This window comes from Acidimangrovimonas sediminis, assembly GCF_002871005.1.
Taxonomy (GTDB): Bacteria; Pseudomonadota; Alphaproteobacteria; order Rhodobacterales; family Rhodobacteraceae; genus Acidimangrovimonas; species Acidimangrovimonas sediminis.
The window spans coordinates 113,726-131,158 of record NZ_PHSN01000016.1; the positions used below are offsets into that span (position 1 = coordinate 113,726).

The window sequence follows — 17,433 nt, forward strand, 5'->3', positions numbered from 1 at the left end:
GCGCAAGGCCCCGACGGATCCGCCGGGGCCTTGCGTCGCGGTCATGGTGCCGGGGTCAGCGGCTCAGGCCGCCATGCAACGTCGGCACGTCGAGCGCGCTGAACCCGTAGTGACGCAGCCACCGCAGGTCGCTCTCGAAGAAGGCGCGCAGATCGGGGATGCCGTATTTCAGCATCGCGATCCGGTCGATCCCCATGCCGAAGGCAAAGCCCTGCCACTGGTCGGGGTCCACCCCCGCCGCCGCCAGCACCTTGGGGTGCACCATGCCGGACCCCAGAACCTCCATCCAGCCGTCGCCTTCGCCGATACGCAATTGGCCGTCGACCCAGGAACACTGGATGTCGACCTCGGCCGAAGGCTCGGTGAAGGGAAAGTGCGAGGCGCGGAAACGGGTCGCAACCTTGACGCCGAAGAAGGCCGAGAAGAATTCCTCCAGCACCCACTTGAGGTTCGCCATCGACAGGTCGCGGTCGATCGCCAGCCCCTCGACCTGATGGAACATCGGCGCGTGAGTCTGGTCCATGTCCATGCGGTAGACGCGGCCGGGCGCGATCACCCGGATCGGCGCGCCGGCTTCGGTCATCGCGCGGATCTGCACCGGCGAGGTGTGGGTGCGAAGCACGTGCGGCGGACGCTCGTCACCCTCGGCCCGCGCCATGAAGAAGGTGTCATGCTCCTGCCGCGCCGGATGTTCGGGCGGGATGTTGAGGGCGTCGAAATTGTACCAGTCGGTCTCGATCTGCGGCCCCTCGGCCACGGCAAAGCCCATGTCGGCGAAGATCGCGGTCAGCTCCGCGGTCACCTGGCTCACGGGGTGGATCGTGCCGGCGGCGCGGGGCCGGCCCGGCAGGGTCACGTCCAGCCACTCGGCCTTCAGTCGCTCGTCAAGCGCGGCATCGGCCAGCGCGGCCTTCTTGGCACGCAGCGCGGCGTCGATCTCGTCCTTCAGCGCATTGAGCGCGGGGCCCGCGGTCTTGCGCTCTTCCGGGCTCATCTTGCCCAGCTCGCGCATCTTCAGGCTGACCTCGCCCTTCTTGCCCAGCGCGGCAAGGCGCAGCTCCTCCAACCCGGCTTCATCCGCCGCGTCGGAAATGCGGGTCAGGTAGCCCGCCTTGAGGGTGTCCAGTCCGTCCATCGGAGCCTCCGGCAATTCCGGCTCGTGCCTAGCCTCAGGGGCAGTCGAATGCAAGCGGCGGCACCCTCCTCGAGCATCAGGTTTCTCGCCCTCGGCCGGGCGGACGACGAGAAGCGCAGCGCAGGAGGAGGCGCGCAACGCAAAACCCCGCGCACCGTCAGGTACGCGGGGCCGGTCTCACTGTCCCTGAAACCTTGTCTTGTCGCCCGTTCAGGCTGCCGCAGCGGCCTTGGCCTGCTCGACGATGGCGCCGAAGGCTTCGGGCTCATGCACGGCGAGATCGGCGAGGACTTTACGGTCGACTTCGATCCCGGCTTTCGCCAGGCCATTGACGAAGCGCGAATAGGTCATCTCGGCATCCGCGGCGCGCACGGCGGCGTTGATCCGCTGGATCCACAGGGCGCGGAAGTTGCGCTTGCGGGTCTTGCGGTCGCGGGTGGCGTATTGGTTCGCCTTGTCCACGGCCTGGGTGGCGGTGCGGAAGTTGGTGCCGCGGGCGGCGTAGTAGCCTTTCGCCTTCTTGATCACCTTGCGGTGGGCGGCGTGGGTGACTTTCCCGGATTTGACGCGAGCCATTGTCCAGCCTCCTCAGCGGTCGTAGGGCATGAATTTCTTGACGATCTTGGTATCCGGTTCGGACAGAACCATGGTACCGCGGGCGTCACGGATGAACTTCGTCGTACGTTTGATCATGCCGTGGCGCTTGCCGGCCTGGGCCGACTTGATCTTGCCGGAGGCCGTCGTCGAGAAGCGCTTCTTGGCGCTGGACTTGGTCTTCATCTTGGGCATTTCGCTCTCCATCTTTCAGGCGTTTACGCGCGACTCGGCATGCCGTTTGGCCGGTCCCGCGGTTCGAGCGGGCCGTATAGGCGGCCCGGCCCGGTCTGGCAAGGGAAAAGTCTCCCCCGTGGGTGGCTTCCGCGAGTGGCTTCCATGGGTCAGCTTCCGTGCGTCAGCTGGCCGATCACCCGGTAGACCACGTTGGGGATACCCTCAAAGGTGTAGCCCCCCGGCTTGCGGGTGACCGCGACGACCACGAGGACGCCCGCGACCAGCAGCATGATCGCGGCTGCACGGGGCGGCCGCCCGTCCACGAAGGCGCTCAGGATCGCCGGAATCGCCAGGGCCCCGACAAGGAGGCCGATGACGAAGATCAGGTCGGTGTCCACGCGCCGTCCCTCCGCGGTTGCGAAGGGCCGATTATTCGGGATCGCTGCGATAAATCAAGCGCTCTTCACAGGGGGCGACGCGCAGGATGTTGGTCGACCCCTCGACGTTGAAGGGCACGCCCGCAACCACGAGGATCTGGTCCTTCTCGGTCGCGAACTTGTATTCCAGCACCGCCCGCACGGCCGAGATCACCGCGCCCTTGAAGCGGTCCTGCGCCTCGGTCATCACGCAATGCGTCCCCCAGGTGAGGCAGAGCCGCCGCGCCGTCTCCGGCAGCGGCGTCAGCGCGATGATCGGCACCGGCGGGCGTTCGCGCGCGGTCAGCGACGCGGTGGTGCCCGACTGGGTAAAGCAGCAGATCGCGCGGATCGAGGTGGTCTCGGCGATGTCGCGGGCCGCCGAGACGATGCCATGGGCGATCGTTGTACGGTCGATCCGGCGCGAGCTTTCGATGATCTCGCGGTAGGTCGGATCGCTTTCCACCTCCATCGCGACGGCGTTCATCGTCTTCACCGCCTCGACCGGATAATTCCCTGCCGCGGATTCGGCCGAGAGCATGACGGCATCGGCGCCCTCGTAGATCGCGGCCGCCACGTCGGACACCTCAGCCCGGGTGGGCATCGGCGATTCGATCATGCTTTCCAGCATCTGGGTTGCGACGATCACCGGCTTGCCGGCAGCCCGCGAAGCGCGCACCAGCTGTTTCTGGATCGGCGGCACGTTCTGCACCGGCAGTTCCACGCCCAGGTCGCCGCGCGCCACCATGATCCCGTCCGAGGCCGCGAGGATCTCGTTGAAGGTGCGGATCGCGGCGGGCTTCTCGATCTTCGACATGATCGCCGCGCGGCCCTTGGCCAGCGCCCGGCCCTCCTCGACGTCGGCGGCGCGCTGCACGAAGCTCAGCGCCAGCCAGTCGACGCCCAGCTCGCAGGCGAATTCCAGGTCAGTGCGGTCCTTGTCCGACAGCGCCGCCAACGGCAGCACCACGTCGGGCACGTTCACGCCCTTGCGGTTGGAGATCGTCCCCCCCACCGTCACCACGCAATTGGCGAAGTCGGGGCCGCATTCCTCGACCTTGAGGCGGATCTTGCCGTCGTTTACCAGCAGCGTCGAGCCGGGCTCGAGCGCGGCGAAGATCTCCTTGTGGGGCAGCTGAACGCGATGTTCGTCGCCCTCGGCCGGGTCGAGATCGAGGCGGAACTTGTTGCCCTCCTCAAGATCCGCGGCGCCGGCGACGAAAGTGCCAACGCGCAGCTTCGGCCCCTGCAGGTCGGCAAGGATGGCGATCGGGCGCCCGGTATCCTTCTCGATCTGCCGGATGATGCGATGGCGCGCGGCGATATCCTCGTGGGTGCCGTGGCTCATGTTCAGGCGGAACACGTCCGCGCCGGCCTCGAAAAGCGCACGGATGGTTTCGTAATCGTCGGAAGCGGGGCCAAGGGTGGCCACGATCTTCACGTTGCGAAGGCGTCTCATATGATGGTTCCCTGCTGTCCGGTCCTGCCGCGCCGGTCGGGTCCCTGTATGGCGGAAATGCCGCGAGGTGGCAACAAAGCGCTCCCGGGGACCGGCCCGCCCCCGGGTATGTTACCGCTACCATAAAATCAAGCCCGGGCATGCAGGCGGCGTGCATCGGTGTTGCCCCCCGTGTCGGGCGCCCTGCCCGGCCTGGCGGCAGCGGCGGAACCGGTACCGGCCCGTCACCAGGCCTTGCGCCCGATTGTCGGCGGACGGGGCGGGCGCCCTCCCCCACTGGCACATCCCGGGATTTCGGCGTATGCCCGCGCCCCTGAATGGCAGCCGTACTGCAAGGGGAAAGCGATGAATTACCGGCCCTTCGAGATCGTGGGCGAGGACCGCCCGGGCCGCTGGTTGATCACCTGCGACCATGCCGCGAACACGGTGCCCGATTTTGTCGCCGGCGGCGATCTGGGGATCGCGCCCGAGGATATGGCGCGCCACATCGCCTATGACGTCGGCGCCGCTGGCGTCACCCGCGCGCTGGCGGAGGCGCTGGATTGTCCCGCCGTCCTGTCGAATTTCTCGCGCCTCGTGATCGACCCGAACCGCGGCGAGGACGACCCGACGCTGGTGATGCAGCTCTATGACGGGACGATCATCCCCGCCAACCGCGCCGCCACCGAGGCGGAGGTGGAGGAACGCCTCGAGCGGCTCTACCGCCCTTACCATGCGGCCTATGAACGCCTTGCGTCGCGGCCCGGCACGGTGATCGTGGCTATCCACAGCTTCACCCCGCAGCTCAAGGGCCGGCCGCCGCGCCCGTGGGAGGTGGCCGTGCTCTACTCCCACCGCGACGAACGCTTCTCGCGTCCGCTGATCGAGGCATTGCGGTCCGGCGGCACGCTCTGCGTCGGCGACAACGAGCCCTACAGCGGCCACCTGCCGGGGGATTCCATCGACCGCCACGCCCTGACGCCGGACCGGCCCAATACCCTGATCGAGGTGCGCAACGACCTGATCCGCAACGATGCGGACCAGCAGGCCTGGGGCCGACGCCTGGCGCCCGTACTGGAGGCGGTGCTTGACGCAGCGCGGGTCGGGGGCCAGTTCTAGACTTGGGACGTACCCGCGCCGGAAGGAGGCCCGCCATGGACAAGATCGACGCCGCCACGCAGACTGAGCTTGAGGCCGCGGCCTTCCGCGCGCTGCGCGAGCACCTGATGGACAAGCGGCCCGAGGTGCAGAACATCGACCTGATGAACCTAGCAGGCTTCTGCCGCAACTGCCTGAGCCGCTGGTATCAGGAGGCCGCCAACGCCCGCGGCATCGAGATGTCGAAGGACGAGGCGCGAGAGGTCTTCTACGGCATGCCCTACGACACCTGGCGCGCGCAGAACCAGACCGAGGCCGACGGCACCAAGCAGGAGGCCTTTGCGAAGGCCTTCCGCGAGAACGTGGGCGACGCGCCCAAAGGCTGAGGCCCCGCGCGGCGTGGAGTGCAAGACCCTCGGCCGGATCCGGGAGCTCCTTTCCGCGGCGGCGCGTCGCTGCCGCCACGAAACAGCGCGGGATCGACCCGTTTCGTGTTAAGGTGAAGCGACTCTCCGGGGGAGCGGGACATGAGCGCAACGCCACGCACCAGCTATAGCCGCGCCGAGAGGGTGAGCGACGCGATCGTGCATATCTCGGGCGTGGCCGCGATGGCCGTGGCGGTGCCCGTGCTGATCGGCCTGACGATCTGGCGCGGCGCGGATCCGCTGACGATCACGGCGGTCGCGATCTACGGGACGACGCTTCTTGCGATGCTGGGGTTCTCGGCGCTTTACAACACGCTGGGACAACGGCGCTGGCATGGATTGCTGCGCCGGCTCGACCATTCCGCGATCTACGCCAAGATCGCCGGCACCTACACGCCCTTCACCCTGATCCCCGGCACCCATGGCGGCCTTCTGGCCGCGCTGTGGATCACCGCCGCGGCGGGCATGGTACTGAAACTGATCTCGCCCGGCCGGCTGCGCTGGCTGGCACTGGCGCTCTACCTCGGGATGGGCTGGGCCGGGATTGCGGCGGGCGGAGCACTGCTGGCCCCGCTGTCACCCGCCGTCATCGCCCTGATCATCATCGGCGGGGCGACCTATACCGCCGGCGTGGTCTTCTACCTGGTCGAGCGGATGCCGTTCCACTACACGCTCTGGCACGTCTTCGTGCTGGCGGCGAGCGCGGTGTTCTACGCCGCCGTCACCACACTGGTGGTTCAGAGCACGGCATGAGGCGCCTTCAGGGTGCGATTGATCGCACCCGCAGGGCGCAGGGCAGGTAGAGCTAGGGTGCGATCAATCGCACCCTAGCTTCGCGGTCTTCAGATCACTGCCCTCAGATCGCGGTCTTCAGGCTCTCGTCGATGTAGATCTCGCGCAGCCGCGCCGCGATCGGGCCCGGCTTGCCGCTGCCCACCGCCGTGCCGTCGACCTCGACCACCGGCATCACGAAGGCCGAAGCCGAGGTGAAGAACGCCTCGTCCGCCGCCTTGGCCTCGTCGATGGTGAAGGCACGCTCCTCCACTTCCATCTGCGCCTCGCGGGCGAACCGCAGAACGGCGGCCCGGGTGATGCCGTGCAGGATGTCGTTCGACAGGTTGCGGGTGATGATCTTGCCGCCCTTGACGATGTAGGCGTTGTTCGACGTGCCCTCGGTCACCTTGCCGTCCTCGACCATCCAGGCGTCGTCCGCGCCGGCCTGCTTGGCCATCATCTTGGCCATGGACGGGTAGAGCAGTTGCACCGTCTTGATGTCACGCCGGCCCCAGCGGATATCTTCGAGCGAGATCACCCTGATCCCGGTCTTCGCCGTCGGGTTGTCGGCCAGCCCCGGCTTCGACTGGGTAAAGAGCACGAGCGTCGGCTTCACGTCCGGCCCCGGGAAGGCGAAGTCGCGGTCGCCCGGGTTGCCGCGGGTGACCTGCAGGTAGATCATGCCCTCGTCGATCGCGTTCTTCGCCACCAGTTCGCGGTGAATCGCCAGCAGCTCTTCCTCGGTGCAGGGCGACGCCATGTCCAGTTCGGACAGCGAACGTTTCAGCCGCGCGGCATGTCCCGCGAAATCCAGCAGCTTGCCGCCAAGGACCGAGGTCACCTCGTAGACCGCGTCGGCCATCAGGAAGCCGCGGTCGAAGATCGAGACCTTGGCCTCTTCCTCGGGCATGTACTGGCCGTTGACATAGACAATGCGGCTCATTCTTTCGGTCCCTTCCAGATCAGATCCATTGCCGGGCGGTGCCCGGTCCGTGATGTCGCGCCATCAGCCCCAGAGCGCCGCCGGCGGCGGATGCACCCCCGCCGCGTCGTAATTGAGCGGCGCGGGGCGGTCTTCGGCCAGCAGCAGCGGCCCGTCAAGATCGACGTAATCGGCACCCTGCGCCAGCAGCACCGCCGGCGCCATCGCCAGCGATGAGCCCACCATGCAGCCGACGAAGATGCCATAGCCCTGTGCCCGGGCAAGATCGCGCATCGCCAGCGCCTCGGTCAGGCCACCGGTCTTGTCGAGCTTGATGTTGACCATGTCGTACTTGCCCGCCAGGTCGGCCAGCGTGGCGCGGTCATGGGCGCTCTCGTCGGCGCAGATCGGGACGGGGCGGTCGATCTCGGCCAGCGCCTCGTCGGCGCCGGCGGGCAGCGGCTGTTCGACCAGCGCGACGCCAAGACGTTCGAGATGCGGCACGAGATCGGCGTAGATCTCGGTCGTCCAGCCCTCGTTCGCGTCGATGATGATGCGGGCATTCGGCGCGCCCGCGCGCACGGCGGCAAGGCGGTGCAGGTCGTCCGGCGTGCCAAGCTTGATCTTAAGCAGCGGCCGGTGGGCGTTCTTCGCCGCCTCCGCGCGCATCTTGTCCGGATCGTCGAGCGACAGCGTGTAGGCGGTGATCATCGGTTGCGGCGCGGGCAGGCCCGCAAGGTCCCACACCCGTTTGCCGGCGCGCTTGGCCTCCCAGTCCCACAGGGCGCAATCGACCGCGTTGCGCGCGGCCCCGGCGTGCAGAGCCTGCTGAAGCTCCATCCGGTCGATGCCCGCGGGCAGGCCCTCGATTTCGGCGGTGACGCTTTCCAGCGTCTCGTTGTAGCGCGCATAGGGCACGCATTCGCCCTGCCCCACGATCCCGTCACGCTCGATCCGGACGGTGAGAACCTTCGCCTCGGTGCGCGATCCGCGCGAGATGGTGACGGCCTGGGCAAGGCGGAAGGTGTCGGCGGTGACGGTCAGGGTCATGGTCTACTCCGGTATCACCCCGGCGCCCGCCGGTGCCCCGTCGTCGCGACGACGAGACGCCGGAAGGCGCGCGAGGAGGGTCTCAGATCGCGGCCAGCGCGTCGACCAGCCGGCCCGCACCATGGCGGAACGGATCGACGGCGGGAAGCCCCATCCGGCTCTCGACCTCCGCGAGGTAGGTCTTGGCCTCCTCCTCGCTCATGTGCTGGGTATTGACCGAAATGCCCACCACCTTGCACGCCGGGTTGGCGACCTTGGCCAGTTCCAGCGCCACGTCGCGCAGCGCTTCCAGCGTCGGCAGCTTGTAACCCGGCAGGCCGCGCATGTGATCGCGCGTCGGCTCGTGGCACAGGATCAGCGCATCCGGCTGGCCGCCATGCACAAGCGCCATGGTCACGCCGGAATACGAGACGTGGAACAGGCTGCCCTGCCCCTCGATCAGGTCCCAGTGGTCGGCGTCATTGTCGGGCGTCAGCCACTCGATCGAGCCGGCCATGAAGTCGGCGATCACGGCGTCCAGCGGCACGCCCTCGCCGGTGATCAGGATGCCGGTCTGGCCGGTCGCGCGGAACGACGACTTCATGCCGCGGGCCCGCATCTCCTTGTCCATCGCCAGCGCGGTGTACATCTTGCCGACCGAGCAGTCGGTGCCGACGGCCAGGCAGCGCTTGCCCGTCCGCTTCTCGCCGTTGGCGATCGGGTATTTCACGCTGGGCACCCGCACGTCGTGCAGGGTGCGGCCGTTGGCCTTGGCGGTGCTCACCAGGTCGGCCTCGTCGCGCAGCAGGTTGTGCAGGCCCGATGCCAGGTCGAAGCCGACCTCCAGCGCCTCGCGCAGGACCTGCTTCCATTTCTCCGAGATCACGCCCCCACGGTTCGCCACGCCGATCACCAGCGTCCGTGCGCCCTTGGCATAGGCCTCTTCCAGCGTCATGTCGGGCAGCTTCATGTCGGCCTTGCAGCCGTCCATGCGGAACTGACCCAGCGCGTATTCGGGGCGCCAGTCCTTGATGCCCTGCGCGACCTTCGCGGCAAGCCCGTCCGGCGCGTCGCCGAGGAAGAGAAGATAGGGGGTCTCGATCATGTATGGCCTCCTGTTGCGTTGGCGGAAGAATGCGTCAGCATTTTCAGAATGTCTTGGGTTTGTCGGCGCAGCTCAGGGCGAACGGCGGAAAGATCGTGCGCCATGCGGGCATTTTGTCGAAGATTTGTGCGACCTCTCCGCCACGCGGGCACGAGTCGTGCCGCAGCGCGGCAGGATTGCTGCGTCGCAACGGGGCGCTTGCACCACCGCGCGCAACATTCTATCACGCAATGCAGTTCCAGAGAAATTTCCTTGCCAAGAGGTCCCGATGAGCTTCCGCATCCAGCCCCAACCCCCTGCCCGTCCGAACCGCTGCCAGCTGTTCGGCCCCGGCTCGCGTCCGGCGATCTTCGAGAAGATGGCGGCATCGGCGGCTGACGTGATCAATCTCGACCTCGAGGATTCGGTGTCTCCCTCTGACAAGGATAGCGCGCGGGCCAACATTATCGAGGCGACGCGCGACATCGACTGGGGGGCGAAGACGCTCAGCGTGCGGATCAACGGCCTCGATACGCCGTATTGGTACCGCGACGTGGTGGACCTGCTGGAAAAGGCGGGGCCCCGGCTCGACATGATCATGATCCCCAAGGTGGGCTGCGCGGCCGATGTCTATGCCGTCGACGCGCTCGCCACGGCGGTGGAGCGGGCCACGGGCCGGGAAACGCCCATCGCCTTCGAGGTGATCATCGAATCCGCCGCCGGCATCGCCCATGTCGAGGAGATCGCCGCCGCCTCGCCCCGGCTGGAGGCGATGAGCCTCGGCGCGGCGGATTTTGCGGCCTCGATGGGGATGCAGACCACCGGCATCGGCGGGACGCAGGAGAATTACTACATGCTGCATGACGGGGCGAAGCACTGGTCCGACCCCTGGCATTGGGCCCAGGCCGCGATCGTCGCCGCCTGCCGAACCCATGGCGTGCTGCCGGTCGACGGCCCCTTCGGAGACTTCTCGGACGACGCGGGCTTCCGCGCACAGGCCTTCCGCTCGGCCACGCTGGGCATGGTCGGCAAATGGGCGATCCATCCCAAGCAGGTGGCGCTTGCCAACGAGGTGTTCACCCCGTCCGAGGCCGCAGTCGCCGAGGCGCGGGAGATTCTCGCCGCCATGGAAGAAGCCAAGGCCCGGGGCGAGGGTGCGACCGTCTACAATGGTCGCCTCGTCGACATCGCCTCGATCAAGCAGGCCGAGGTGGTGGTGCGTCAGGCCGAAATGATTGCAGCAAAATAAAGGGCATGGCGGGGTGCACGTGAAAATTGTGTTAACGTAGCGAAACCAGGTGTTGACGCACGGCATCAAAATTGTGCAAGTCTTGTGAATGCGCGCGCCAAATTGCCGCATCCATCGAATCCCGGTCCGAGGGAGAGGAGGCCCGAGGACTCGTGGGAGGAGAGCACGCCCCGGGTAATTCCGGGGCGTCGCTCCTTTCCGGGGCCGGATCTGCGACGCGTAGCGCCGGTGCCCCCTGATCGGGCAACGCTATCGTGATCGCCCCGGCCGCACCGGCGCTGACCTGCCCTCGCCCGGACCGACCCACAACCCACACGTGCAGACCAGTCCGCATCCCGCGCCGTGGGCGCGCGTGCGCCCCGTCCCGCCTGGCCCGGGCGGCGCCCGGTGGCCCTTCTGCATCGCACCTCACTTCCGTCACGATACCTGCGGGGCGCGCCCCCGAAACGCCGCCGCAGCGTTCCCGGCGTTGCAAATGCTGGCCGCGGCGGTCATATAGCCCAGACGCCAAGGAAGCCGGGAGTGGAGCCGGGCATGAACTACCTCGAATTCGAGAAACCGCTTGCCGAGATCGAGGGCAAGGCAGAAGAACTGCGGGCGATGGCCCGCACCAACGACGGCATGGACGTCGAGAAGGAAGCCGCCGCGCTGGACAAGAAGGCGGCGGCGCTGCTTTCCGAGATCTACAAGGGGCTGACACCATGGCAGAAATGCCAGGTCGCGCGGCACCCCGAACGGCCCCATTGCCGCGACTACATCGAGGCGCTGTTCACCGAATTCACACCGCTCGCCGGCGATCGGAACTTTGCCGACGATCACGCGGTGATGGGCGGGCTCGCCCGATTCGACGACATGCCGGTGGTGGTGATCGGGCACGAGAAGGGCAACGACACCAAGAGCCGGATCGAACGGAATTTCGGCATGGCGCGGCCTGAAGGGTACCGCAAGGCGATCCGCCTGATGGACCTGGCGCACCGCTTCGGTCTGCCGGTGGTGACGCTGGTCGACACGCCCGGCGCCTACCCCGGCAAGGGCGCCGAGGAGCGCGGCCAGTCCGAGGCGATCGCGCGGTCGACCGCCAAGTGCCTCGAGATCGGCGTGCCGCTGGTGTCGGTCGTGATCGGCGAAGGCGGATCGGGCGGCGCGGTTGCCTTCGCCACGGCGAACAAGGTGCTGATGCTGGAGCATTCGATCTATTCGGTGATCTCGCCCGAGGGCTGCGCCTCGATCCTGTGGAAGGACGCCGAGAAGATGCGCGAGGCTGCCGAAGCGCTGCGGCTGACGGCGCAGGACCTTCTGAAGCTGGGCGTCATCGACCAGGTGATCGCGGAACCCAAGGGCGGCGCACAGCGCGACCCGCAGGCGGCGATCGCGGCGGTGGGCAAGGCGATCGGCGGGGTTCTCAAGGACCTCAAGGGCAAGAAGCCCGAGAAGCTGGTCAAGGACCGCCGGCAGAAATATCTCGACATGGGATCCAAGGGGCTGGCGGCCTGACCGCCCGCTTCCCGGCCCGCGGCCCTTGTGACCGCGGGCACATCCCCTGTGCAGCGCCGCCCGATGGGGCCGAGCGCGGCTTGGGGCGGGATCCCGTGCGACGGGCGGAGAACTCCCAACCCTTTAACTTATAGAGATTTTTCGCCGAAAAATCGTATCCGGCCTTGATCCGCCGGGTGTGGCTACCGCGTGCGGCGCAGGGGCCTCCTGTATCTCCGGCCCCTTTAAAACTAAACCGTTCAGTTCTATTTCCTCGTCACACGCCAAGCGAGGGTGCGGCAGGCTGCCGCATCCGATGGCGCCCCAGACAGGCGGCCGCACAGCGGTGCGGGCCGCGGACCGCAGGAGACGAGAGATGTACATGAACAAACCCACGCTGCTTCTGGCCGTTGCGCTGGCCGTCGCGCCACTGGCCATCGCAGCCGAGGCGGCCGTGCTTTCGGGCGAACAGAAGGTGCTGGCCAGCGGGAGCTACCCCCTCACGCCGGCCGGCTGGTCGACGGTGCAGACCAACGACTTGTCGGGACACCGCACCGCGATGACCGACTGGCAGGTCGGGGTGCAGATGGTCGCCCCGGCGCCGTCCGTCGGCACGGCGAATACTGGTCAGGCCAAGCACTGACACGCGGCCACCGCGACATGCGAAAGGGCCGGCGGAATGACCGCCGGCCCTTCGCTATTCCGGGGGACGGATCAGGCTGCCCTGCGTTCCGCCACGATCTTGGCCGCGTCCGCCACCGGCAGGTTCAGCGCGGCGCCCACCGCAGCATAGGTCAGCTGACCGGCGTGGGTGTTGAGGCCCGCCAGCAGGTGCCGGTCGTCGGCGCAGGCCTGGCGCCAGCCCTTGTTCGCGAGCGCCATGAGGAACGGCATCGTGGCGTTGCCCAGAGCGATGGTCGAGGTACGCGCCACCGCGCCCGGCATGTTGGCGACGCAATAGTGCATCACGCCGTCGACTTCGTAGATCGGATCCTGGTGGGTCGTGGCGTGAGAGGTCTCGAAACAGCCGCCCTGGTCGATCGCCACGTCGACGATCGCCGCGCCCGGCTTCATCGTCGACAGCTGCGCCCGCGTCACCAGCTTCGGCGCCGCGGCGCCGGGGATCAGCACCGCGCCGATCACCAGATCCGCCTCGGCGACCAGCTCGGCGGTGTCGCCGGCGCTGGCATAGCGGGTGCGGAACGCCCCGGCGAAGGTATCGTCGAGGTAGCGCAGCCGCGGCAGCGAGCGGTCGAGAACGGTCACCTCCGCCCCCATCCCCGCCGCGATCCGTGCGGCGTGGGTTCCGACGACGCCGCCGCCGATCACCACCACCCTGGCCGGGGCGACGCCGGGCACACCGCCCAGCAGGACGCCGCGCCCGCCGTTGGCCTTCTGCAGCGTCCAGGCGCCGACCTGCGGCGCCAGCCGCCCCGCGACCTCGGACATCGGCGCGAGGAGGGGCAGCCCGCCGCGATCGTCGGTCACCGTCTCGTAGGCGATCGCGGTGACGCCAGAGGCGAGCAGGTCCCGGGTCTGCTCCGGGTCCGGCGCGAGGTGGAGATAGGTGAACAGAAGCTGGCCTTCGCGCAGCCGCTTGCGTTCCTCCGCCTGCGGCTCCTTCACCTTGACGATCATCTCGGAGGCCGCGAAGACCTCCTCGGCGGTGTCGGCGATCCGGGCGCCGACGGCCGCGTAATCGGCATCGGAAAAGCCCGCGCCGACGCCGGCCCCGGCCTCGACCAGCACCTCGTGGCCGGCCGCGACGGCCTCATGCGCGGCGTGGGGTGTCATGCCCACGCGGAATTCCTGCGGTTTGATCTCTTTCGGACAACCGATCTTCATGTCGCAACTCCCTCATGTGTCTCCCATGTCTCATGCTGCGCCCGAACGCGTGCCATTGCTTTGAAAAAAGCGGTGGCGAAGGCGGATGGATTACGTAGGATGTCGCGCCGAAATTGACTTTCATCGAAGAAGATTGCGCCCACATGACGATCGACGCGACCGACCGCCGTATCCTGACAGCCCTGCAACGCGATGGCCGGATGACCAATGCCGAGCTCAGCGAACAGGTGAACCTGTCGCCTTCGGCCTGTCACCGGCGGGTGCAGCGGCTGGAAAGCGAGGGGCTGATCCGCGGCTATGTCGCGCTGCTGGACGAGCGGCGGATGGGCCGGCCAACCACCGTCTTCGTCGAGATCACGCTGTCGGGGCAGGCCGACGACGTGCTCGACGCGTTCGAACGGCAGGTGGCCCGGATCCCCGACCTGCTGGAATGCCACCTCATGGCGGGGACGGCGGATTACCTGCTGAAGATCCTGGCACAGGACACCGAGGATTTCGCCCGCATCCACCGGCAATACCTGTCGCGCCTGCCCGGGGTGTCGCAGATGCATTCGTCATTCGCCCTGCGCACCGTGTTCCGCACCACGGCTATCCCGGTGGACTGAGGCGCGCGCCGGGCGGTCAGAGCACGCCGCGAAGGCCGCCCCAAAGTGCGGCCAGCGTGAGGAGCAGGGCCACGGCGACCGCGGTCCAGCGCCAGCCACCCGCCTGGGGGCTGCGCCACGCGGCCATCACGACCGCCCGCGTCACGGCGGCCCAGTAGAGGCCGACGACGACCAGAAGCGCCGAGAACACGGGCAGGCCCGCCGCGGGATCCACCCCTTTCGACAGCATCGCCAGAAGCACCATGGCCGGCACCACCACGAGGAGCGGGCCGAACATCCCGGTCCAGAAACTGTCGGCAAGGCTCAGCCTGCCCCGGAACAGCCGGGCGAACCATCGCGGGGTGAAGTAGCGGCCACGCTCGGCCAGGGTGCGGTCGATCTCCTGTGCAAGCCTCGGGTCCATCGCGTCGTTTTCCCTCCGGCCGGGCACTCAGGCGGCGCGGGCGCCCTGCTCCTCGGCCCGGCGCTTGCGCAGGGCGTCGGCGATCCACAGCCGCGACAGCCCATGGTAGAGCGGCTGCGGTGACAGCATGCGCGACACGCCATAGCCGATCATCGCCGAGGCCATCACCGGCACCACGTTATCATGGTTTCCCGTCATCTCGACGATGATGACGAAAGCCGTCATCGGTGCCTGCACCACCCCGGCAAAATACCCCGCCATGCCAAGGACGGCGGCAAGGCTGGCGCTTCCCCCCAGCAGATAGCCAAGCGTGGAACCCATCCCCGCCCCGACCGCCAGCGACGGCGCGAAGAGGCCGCCGGGAATGCCAGACACGGTCGAGGCGACGGTGGCGACGAACTTCGCAAGGAAGTAGGTCGGGTCGAGGACATGCCCCTCGATGGCGAAACGCGCCTGCTCGTATCCGGTGCCGAAGGTGTCGCCGTGGTAGGCGACGCCGGTCAGCGCCAGCACGAGCCCCGCGAGGAAGGCCACCACCAGCACCCGGCGCCGTGGGGTGATCGAGCGCCAGCGGCGGATCCGGTTGGTCAGCGACAGCACGAGCTTGGAGAACGCCCCGCCCAATACGCCGCCGACCACGCCGCAAGCGATCACCAGCGGCCAGTCTCCGGGGAATTGCGCCGTCGCGTTGGTGAAGCCGAAATAGGTGTAATTGCCGACGATGGCGAGCGAGGCGATACCGGCGATGATCACCGTCGACAGCACCACCCCGTTGGTCCGCGCCTGGTAGGAGCGGCTCATCTCCTCGATGGCGAAGACGATACCGGCGAGTGGCGTGTTGAAGGCGGCCGCGATGCCCGCGGCGGATCCCGCAAGGATCAGGCCGCGCGCCTGTGCCATGCCGCCGATCCGACCCGCCAGCAGCATCAGCGCGGCGCCCACCTGCACGGTCGGCCCTTCGCGCCCGATCGAGGCACCGGAAGCCAGCCCGGCAAGCGTCAGGGCGATCTTGCCGAAGACGATACGCATCGTCAGGTAACGGGCCCGGTCGGTATCGTCGCGCATGTGACGGATGGCGATCGCCTGCGGGATGCCCGACCCCTGCGAGCCGGGAAAGAACCGATCCGCCAACCAGGCGCAGAGCACGAAGCCAAGCGGGGTGATGATCAGCGGAAGCCAGCCCCGCCCTCCGCCGCCGATGACCGCGTGAAACAGAATCTGCGCCTCGTCGGCCAGCCGGGCGAAGGCCGCGCTGACCGCGCCGATGGCAAGGGCGCCGATCCAGAAGACGAGGCGTGATTTCCACTGCCGCTTCGAAGTCACCATCGCCCGGGATCTGCGCACCCAGCCAATCCGTGACGCCCTCGGCGCTTTCATCCCGCTTCTCCCGGCTTCGAGTAATCCGATAGCCGGCGAAATCAAGCCCGGCGCTGTCATGCGGATGAACCTTTGCCTCGCCCCGCGCAAGCCCTGCTCACGCGCCGGTGATGAATGCTGCACCGCGAATGCAGGAAAGCCCCGAAAGCGCGACAATCCGCCGCGGGCGGGGCCCGTCTCCGTGATCGGATGAAACATGGGGCGCGCGGGGCCCGGGCGAGGCTGGGGTGCGTTAAAACCCACCCTGCACGCAGCGCCTATTCCGACGTCATGCTGCGGCGCAAAGAAAAACCCCCGCGGCGGGCGCCCCGGGGGTCGTTCTTCACTGCGTCCAAGGCTCAGGCCTCAGAGCAGACCTTCACGCTGCGCCTTCTTGCGCGCGAGTTTACGCGCACGGCGGATCGCTTCGGCTTGCTCACGGGCACGCTTGACCGACGGCTTCTCGAAATGCTGCTTGAGCTTCATTTCACGGAAGACGCCTTCACGCTGGAGCTTCTTCTTCAGGGCCCGAAGGGCCTGATCGACGTTGTTGTCGCGAACGCTAACCTGCATGTGGTTTTCACCACCTTTCTAAGTTTGAGTTGCATGGAAAATGCAGGAGGTGGCCGTATAGCAAAGCCACCCTAGTTTGTCTACTGTCCGAACGAGAGAGCCAAGGGAGGGCAAGATGGACGAGAGCGAGACCGATACCGCCGGCACCACGCGCGAGGATCCCGCCGAGGCGATCCTTGACGCGGCCTTGATCAACGTGCCCTTCGACGGCTGGTCCGAGACCACGCTGCGCAACGCCGCGCGCGATGCCGGGTACGATCTGGCCACCGCCCGCGCCCTTTATCCGCGCGGGGCTGTGGACCTTGCACTTGCCTTCCACCGTCGCGGCGATGCCGAGATGGTGCGGCGCCTGAACGAGGCCGATCTCGGCGCGCTGAGGTTCCGCGACCGGATCGCCGCCGCCGTGCGCTTTCGCCTCGAGGCGGTCGAGGACCGCGAGCTGGTACAGCGCGGCTCCACCCTCTTCGCGCTGCCGCAACACGCGGCGGACGGGGCCAAGGCGATCTGGGGCACCGCCGACCTGATCTGGCGCACGCTGGGCGACAGTTCGGACGATTTCAACTGGTACACCAAGCGCGCCACCCTCTCCGGCGTCTACGGCTCGACCGTGCTCTACTGGCTGGGCGACACGTCCGAGGGGCACGCGGCCACCTGGGAATTCCTCGACCGGCGGATCGACGACGTGATGCGGGTCGAGAAGGTCAAGGCCCAGGTCCGCGACAACCCGGTTCTGGGCCGCGCCTTCGCCCTGCCGATGCGGATGCTGGGCCGGATCCGGCCGCCGCGCGGCGTGCCCGCCGACCTGCCCGGACAGATCACCCCCCGCGGCTGACCGCC

20 protein-coding genes are annotated in these 17,433 nt (G+C 67.8%); 8 read left to right on the plus strand and 12 right to left on the minus strand.

Features of this window, described 5'->3' with window-relative positions; translation table 11 throughout:
* Positions 1-55: 55 nt before the first annotated feature.
* The 5 genes from pheS to pyk all read right to left on the minus strand — a co-directional run bounded on the left by pheS (position 56) and on the right by pyk (position 3,781).
* The gene (gene pheS / locus CVV76_RS15340) at positions 56-1,135 is read right to left on the minus strand and encodes a phenylalanine--tRNA ligase subunit alpha (protein ID WP_102225550.1); all 1,080 of its coding nucleotides are present in this window, start codon (positions 1,133-1,135) and stop codon (positions 56-58) included.
* A 210-nt stretch (positions 1,136-1,345) separates the two neighbouring features.
* On the minus strand, positions 1,346-1,711 hold the full coding sequence (gene rplT / locus CVV76_RS15345; protein ID WP_102225551.1) for a 50S ribosomal protein L20: 366 nt from the start codon (positions 1,709-1,711) through the stop codon (positions 1,346-1,348).
* 12 nt (positions 1,712-1,723) lie between these two features.
* Positions 1,724-1,924, minus strand: coding sequence for a 50S ribosomal protein L35 (gene rpmI / locus CVV76_RS15350; RefSeq protein ID WP_102225552.1), 201 nt, complete (start codon positions 1,922-1,924; stop codon positions 1,724-1,726).
* 149 nt (positions 1,925-2,073) lie between these two features.
* Positions 2,074-2,304, minus strand: coding sequence for a hypothetical protein (locus CVV76_RS15355; RefSeq protein WP_102225553.1), 231 nt, complete (start codon positions 2,302-2,304; stop codon positions 2,074-2,076).
* A 31-nt stretch (positions 2,305-2,335) separates the two neighbouring features.
* Positions 2,336-3,781, minus strand: coding sequence for a pyruvate kinase (gene pyk, locus CVV76_RS15360; protein WP_102225554.1), 1,446 nt, complete (start codon positions 3,779-3,781; stop codon positions 2,336-2,338).
* A 345-nt stretch (positions 3,782-4,126) separates the two neighbouring features.
* Between pyk and CVV76_RS15365 the strand changes: the two genes are divergently transcribed.
* The 3 genes from CVV76_RS15365 (at position 4,127) to trhA (ending at position 6,036) form a co-directional block, all read left to right on the plus strand.
* Complete coding sequence (locus CVV76_RS15365) at positions 4,127-4,879, plus strand: N-formylglutamate amidohydrolase (RefSeq protein ID WP_102225555.1); 753 nt, start codon at positions 4,127-4,129, stop codon at positions 4,877-4,879.
* Between the two features lie 35 nt (positions 4,880-4,914).
* Positions 4,915-5,244, plus strand: coding sequence for a DUF1244 domain-containing protein (locus CVV76_RS15370; protein ID WP_408607885.1), 330 nt, complete (start codon positions 4,915-4,917; stop codon positions 5,242-5,244).
* A 141-nt stretch (positions 5,245-5,385) separates the two neighbouring features.
* Positions 5,386-6,036 (plus strand): PAQR family membrane homeostasis protein TrhA, encoded by a 651-nt coding sequence (gene trhA, locus CVV76_RS15375; RefSeq protein ID WP_102225556.1) that lies wholly within the window; start codon positions 5,386-5,388, stop codon positions 6,034-6,036.
* A 103-nt stretch (positions 6,037-6,139) separates the two neighbouring features.
* Here the strand turns inward: trhA and CVV76_RS15380 are convergent, their stop codons facing one another.
* The 3 genes from CVV76_RS15380 to dgcN form a co-directional block, all read right to left on the minus strand.
* Positions 6,140-7,000 carry a D-amino-acid transaminase gene (locus CVV76_RS15380; RefSeq protein WP_102225557.1) on the minus strand — a complete coding sequence of 287 codons (861 nt, stop codon included), beginning with the start codon at positions 6,998-7,000 and terminating at the stop codon, positions 6,140-6,142.
* A 63-nt stretch (positions 7,001-7,063) separates the two neighbouring features.
* Positions 7,064-8,029: an N-acetyl-D-Glu racemase DgcA gene (gene dgcA, locus CVV76_RS15385; protein ID WP_102225558.1), complete on the minus strand. Its 966-nt coding sequence runs from the start codon at positions 8,027-8,029 to the stop codon at positions 7,064-7,066.
* 82 nt (positions 8,030-8,111) lie between these two features.
* Complete coding sequence (gene dgcN, locus CVV76_RS15390) at positions 8,112-9,113, minus strand: N-acetyltransferase DgcN (RefSeq protein WP_102225559.1); 1,002 nt, start codon at positions 9,111-9,113, stop codon at positions 8,112-8,114.
* Positions 9,114-9,381: 268 nt separating this feature from the next.
* Here dgcN and CVV76_RS15395 point away from each other — a divergent pair, with 268 nt between their 5' ends.
* The 3 genes from CVV76_RS15395 (at position 9,382) to CVV76_RS15405 (ending at position 12,457) form a co-directional block, all read left to right on the plus strand.
* Positions 9,382-10,341 (plus strand): L-malyl-CoA/beta-methylmalyl-CoA lyase, encoded by a 960-nt coding sequence (locus CVV76_RS15395; RefSeq protein ID WP_102225560.1) that lies wholly within the window; start codon positions 9,382-9,384, stop codon positions 10,339-10,341.
* A 534-nt stretch (positions 10,342-10,875) separates the two neighbouring features.
* The gene (locus CVV76_RS15400) at positions 10,876-11,835 is read left to right on the plus strand and encodes an acetyl-CoA carboxylase carboxyltransferase subunit alpha (RefSeq protein WP_102225632.1); all 960 of its coding nucleotides are present in this window, start codon (positions 10,876-10,878) and stop codon (positions 11,833-11,835) included.
* 355 nt (positions 11,836-12,190) lie between these two features.
* A complete protein-coding gene (locus CVV76_RS15405; RefSeq protein WP_102225561.1) occupies positions 12,191-12,457 on the plus strand; it encodes a hypothetical protein in 267 nt (88 codons plus the stop codon).
* Positions 12,458-12,528: 71 nt separating this feature from the next.
* On the opposite strand, the gene ald is transcribed toward CVV76_RS15405, so the two are convergent.
* Entirely contained in the window at positions 12,529-13,659 is a 1,131-nt protein-coding gene (gene ald, locus CVV76_RS15410) for an alanine dehydrogenase (protein ID WP_102225562.1), read from the minus strand.
* Positions 13,660-13,802: 143 nt separating this feature from the next.
* Here ald and CVV76_RS15415 point away from each other — a divergent pair, with 143 nt between their 5' ends.
* Complete coding sequence (locus tag CVV76_RS15415) at positions 13,803-14,264, plus strand: Lrp/AsnC family transcriptional regulator (RefSeq protein WP_102225563.1); 462 nt, start codon at positions 13,803-13,805, stop codon at positions 14,262-14,264.
* Positions 14,265-14,280: 16 nt separating this feature from the next.
* On the opposite strand, the gene CVV76_RS15420 is transcribed toward CVV76_RS15415, so the two are convergent.
* The 3 genes from CVV76_RS15420 to rpsU form a co-directional block, all read right to left on the minus strand.
* The gene (locus CVV76_RS15420) at positions 14,281-14,667 is read right to left on the minus strand and encodes a hypothetical protein (protein ID WP_102225564.1); all 387 of its coding nucleotides are present in this window, start codon (positions 14,665-14,667) and stop codon (positions 14,281-14,283) included.
* 27 nt (positions 14,668-14,694) lie between these two features.
* On the minus strand, positions 14,695-15,993 hold the full coding sequence (locus CVV76_RS15425; protein ID WP_233192971.1) for a chloride channel protein: 1,299 nt from the start codon (positions 15,991-15,993) through the stop codon (positions 14,695-14,697).
* A gap of 396 nt (positions 15,994-16,389) precedes the next feature.
* The gene (gene rpsU / locus CVV76_RS15430) at positions 16,390-16,596 is read right to left on the minus strand and encodes a 30S ribosomal protein S21 (RefSeq protein WP_102225566.1); all 207 of its coding nucleotides are present in this window, start codon (positions 16,594-16,596) and stop codon (positions 16,390-16,392) included.
* A gap of 115 nt (positions 16,597-16,711) precedes the next feature.
* On the opposite strand from rpsU, the gene CVV76_RS15435 reads away from it, so the two are divergent.
* On the plus strand, positions 16,712-17,428 hold the full coding sequence (locus CVV76_RS15435) for a COQ9 family protein (RefSeq protein WP_102225567.1): 717 nt from the start codon (positions 16,712-16,714) through the stop codon (positions 17,426-17,428).
* Positions 17,429-17,433: the final 5 nt, after the last annotated feature.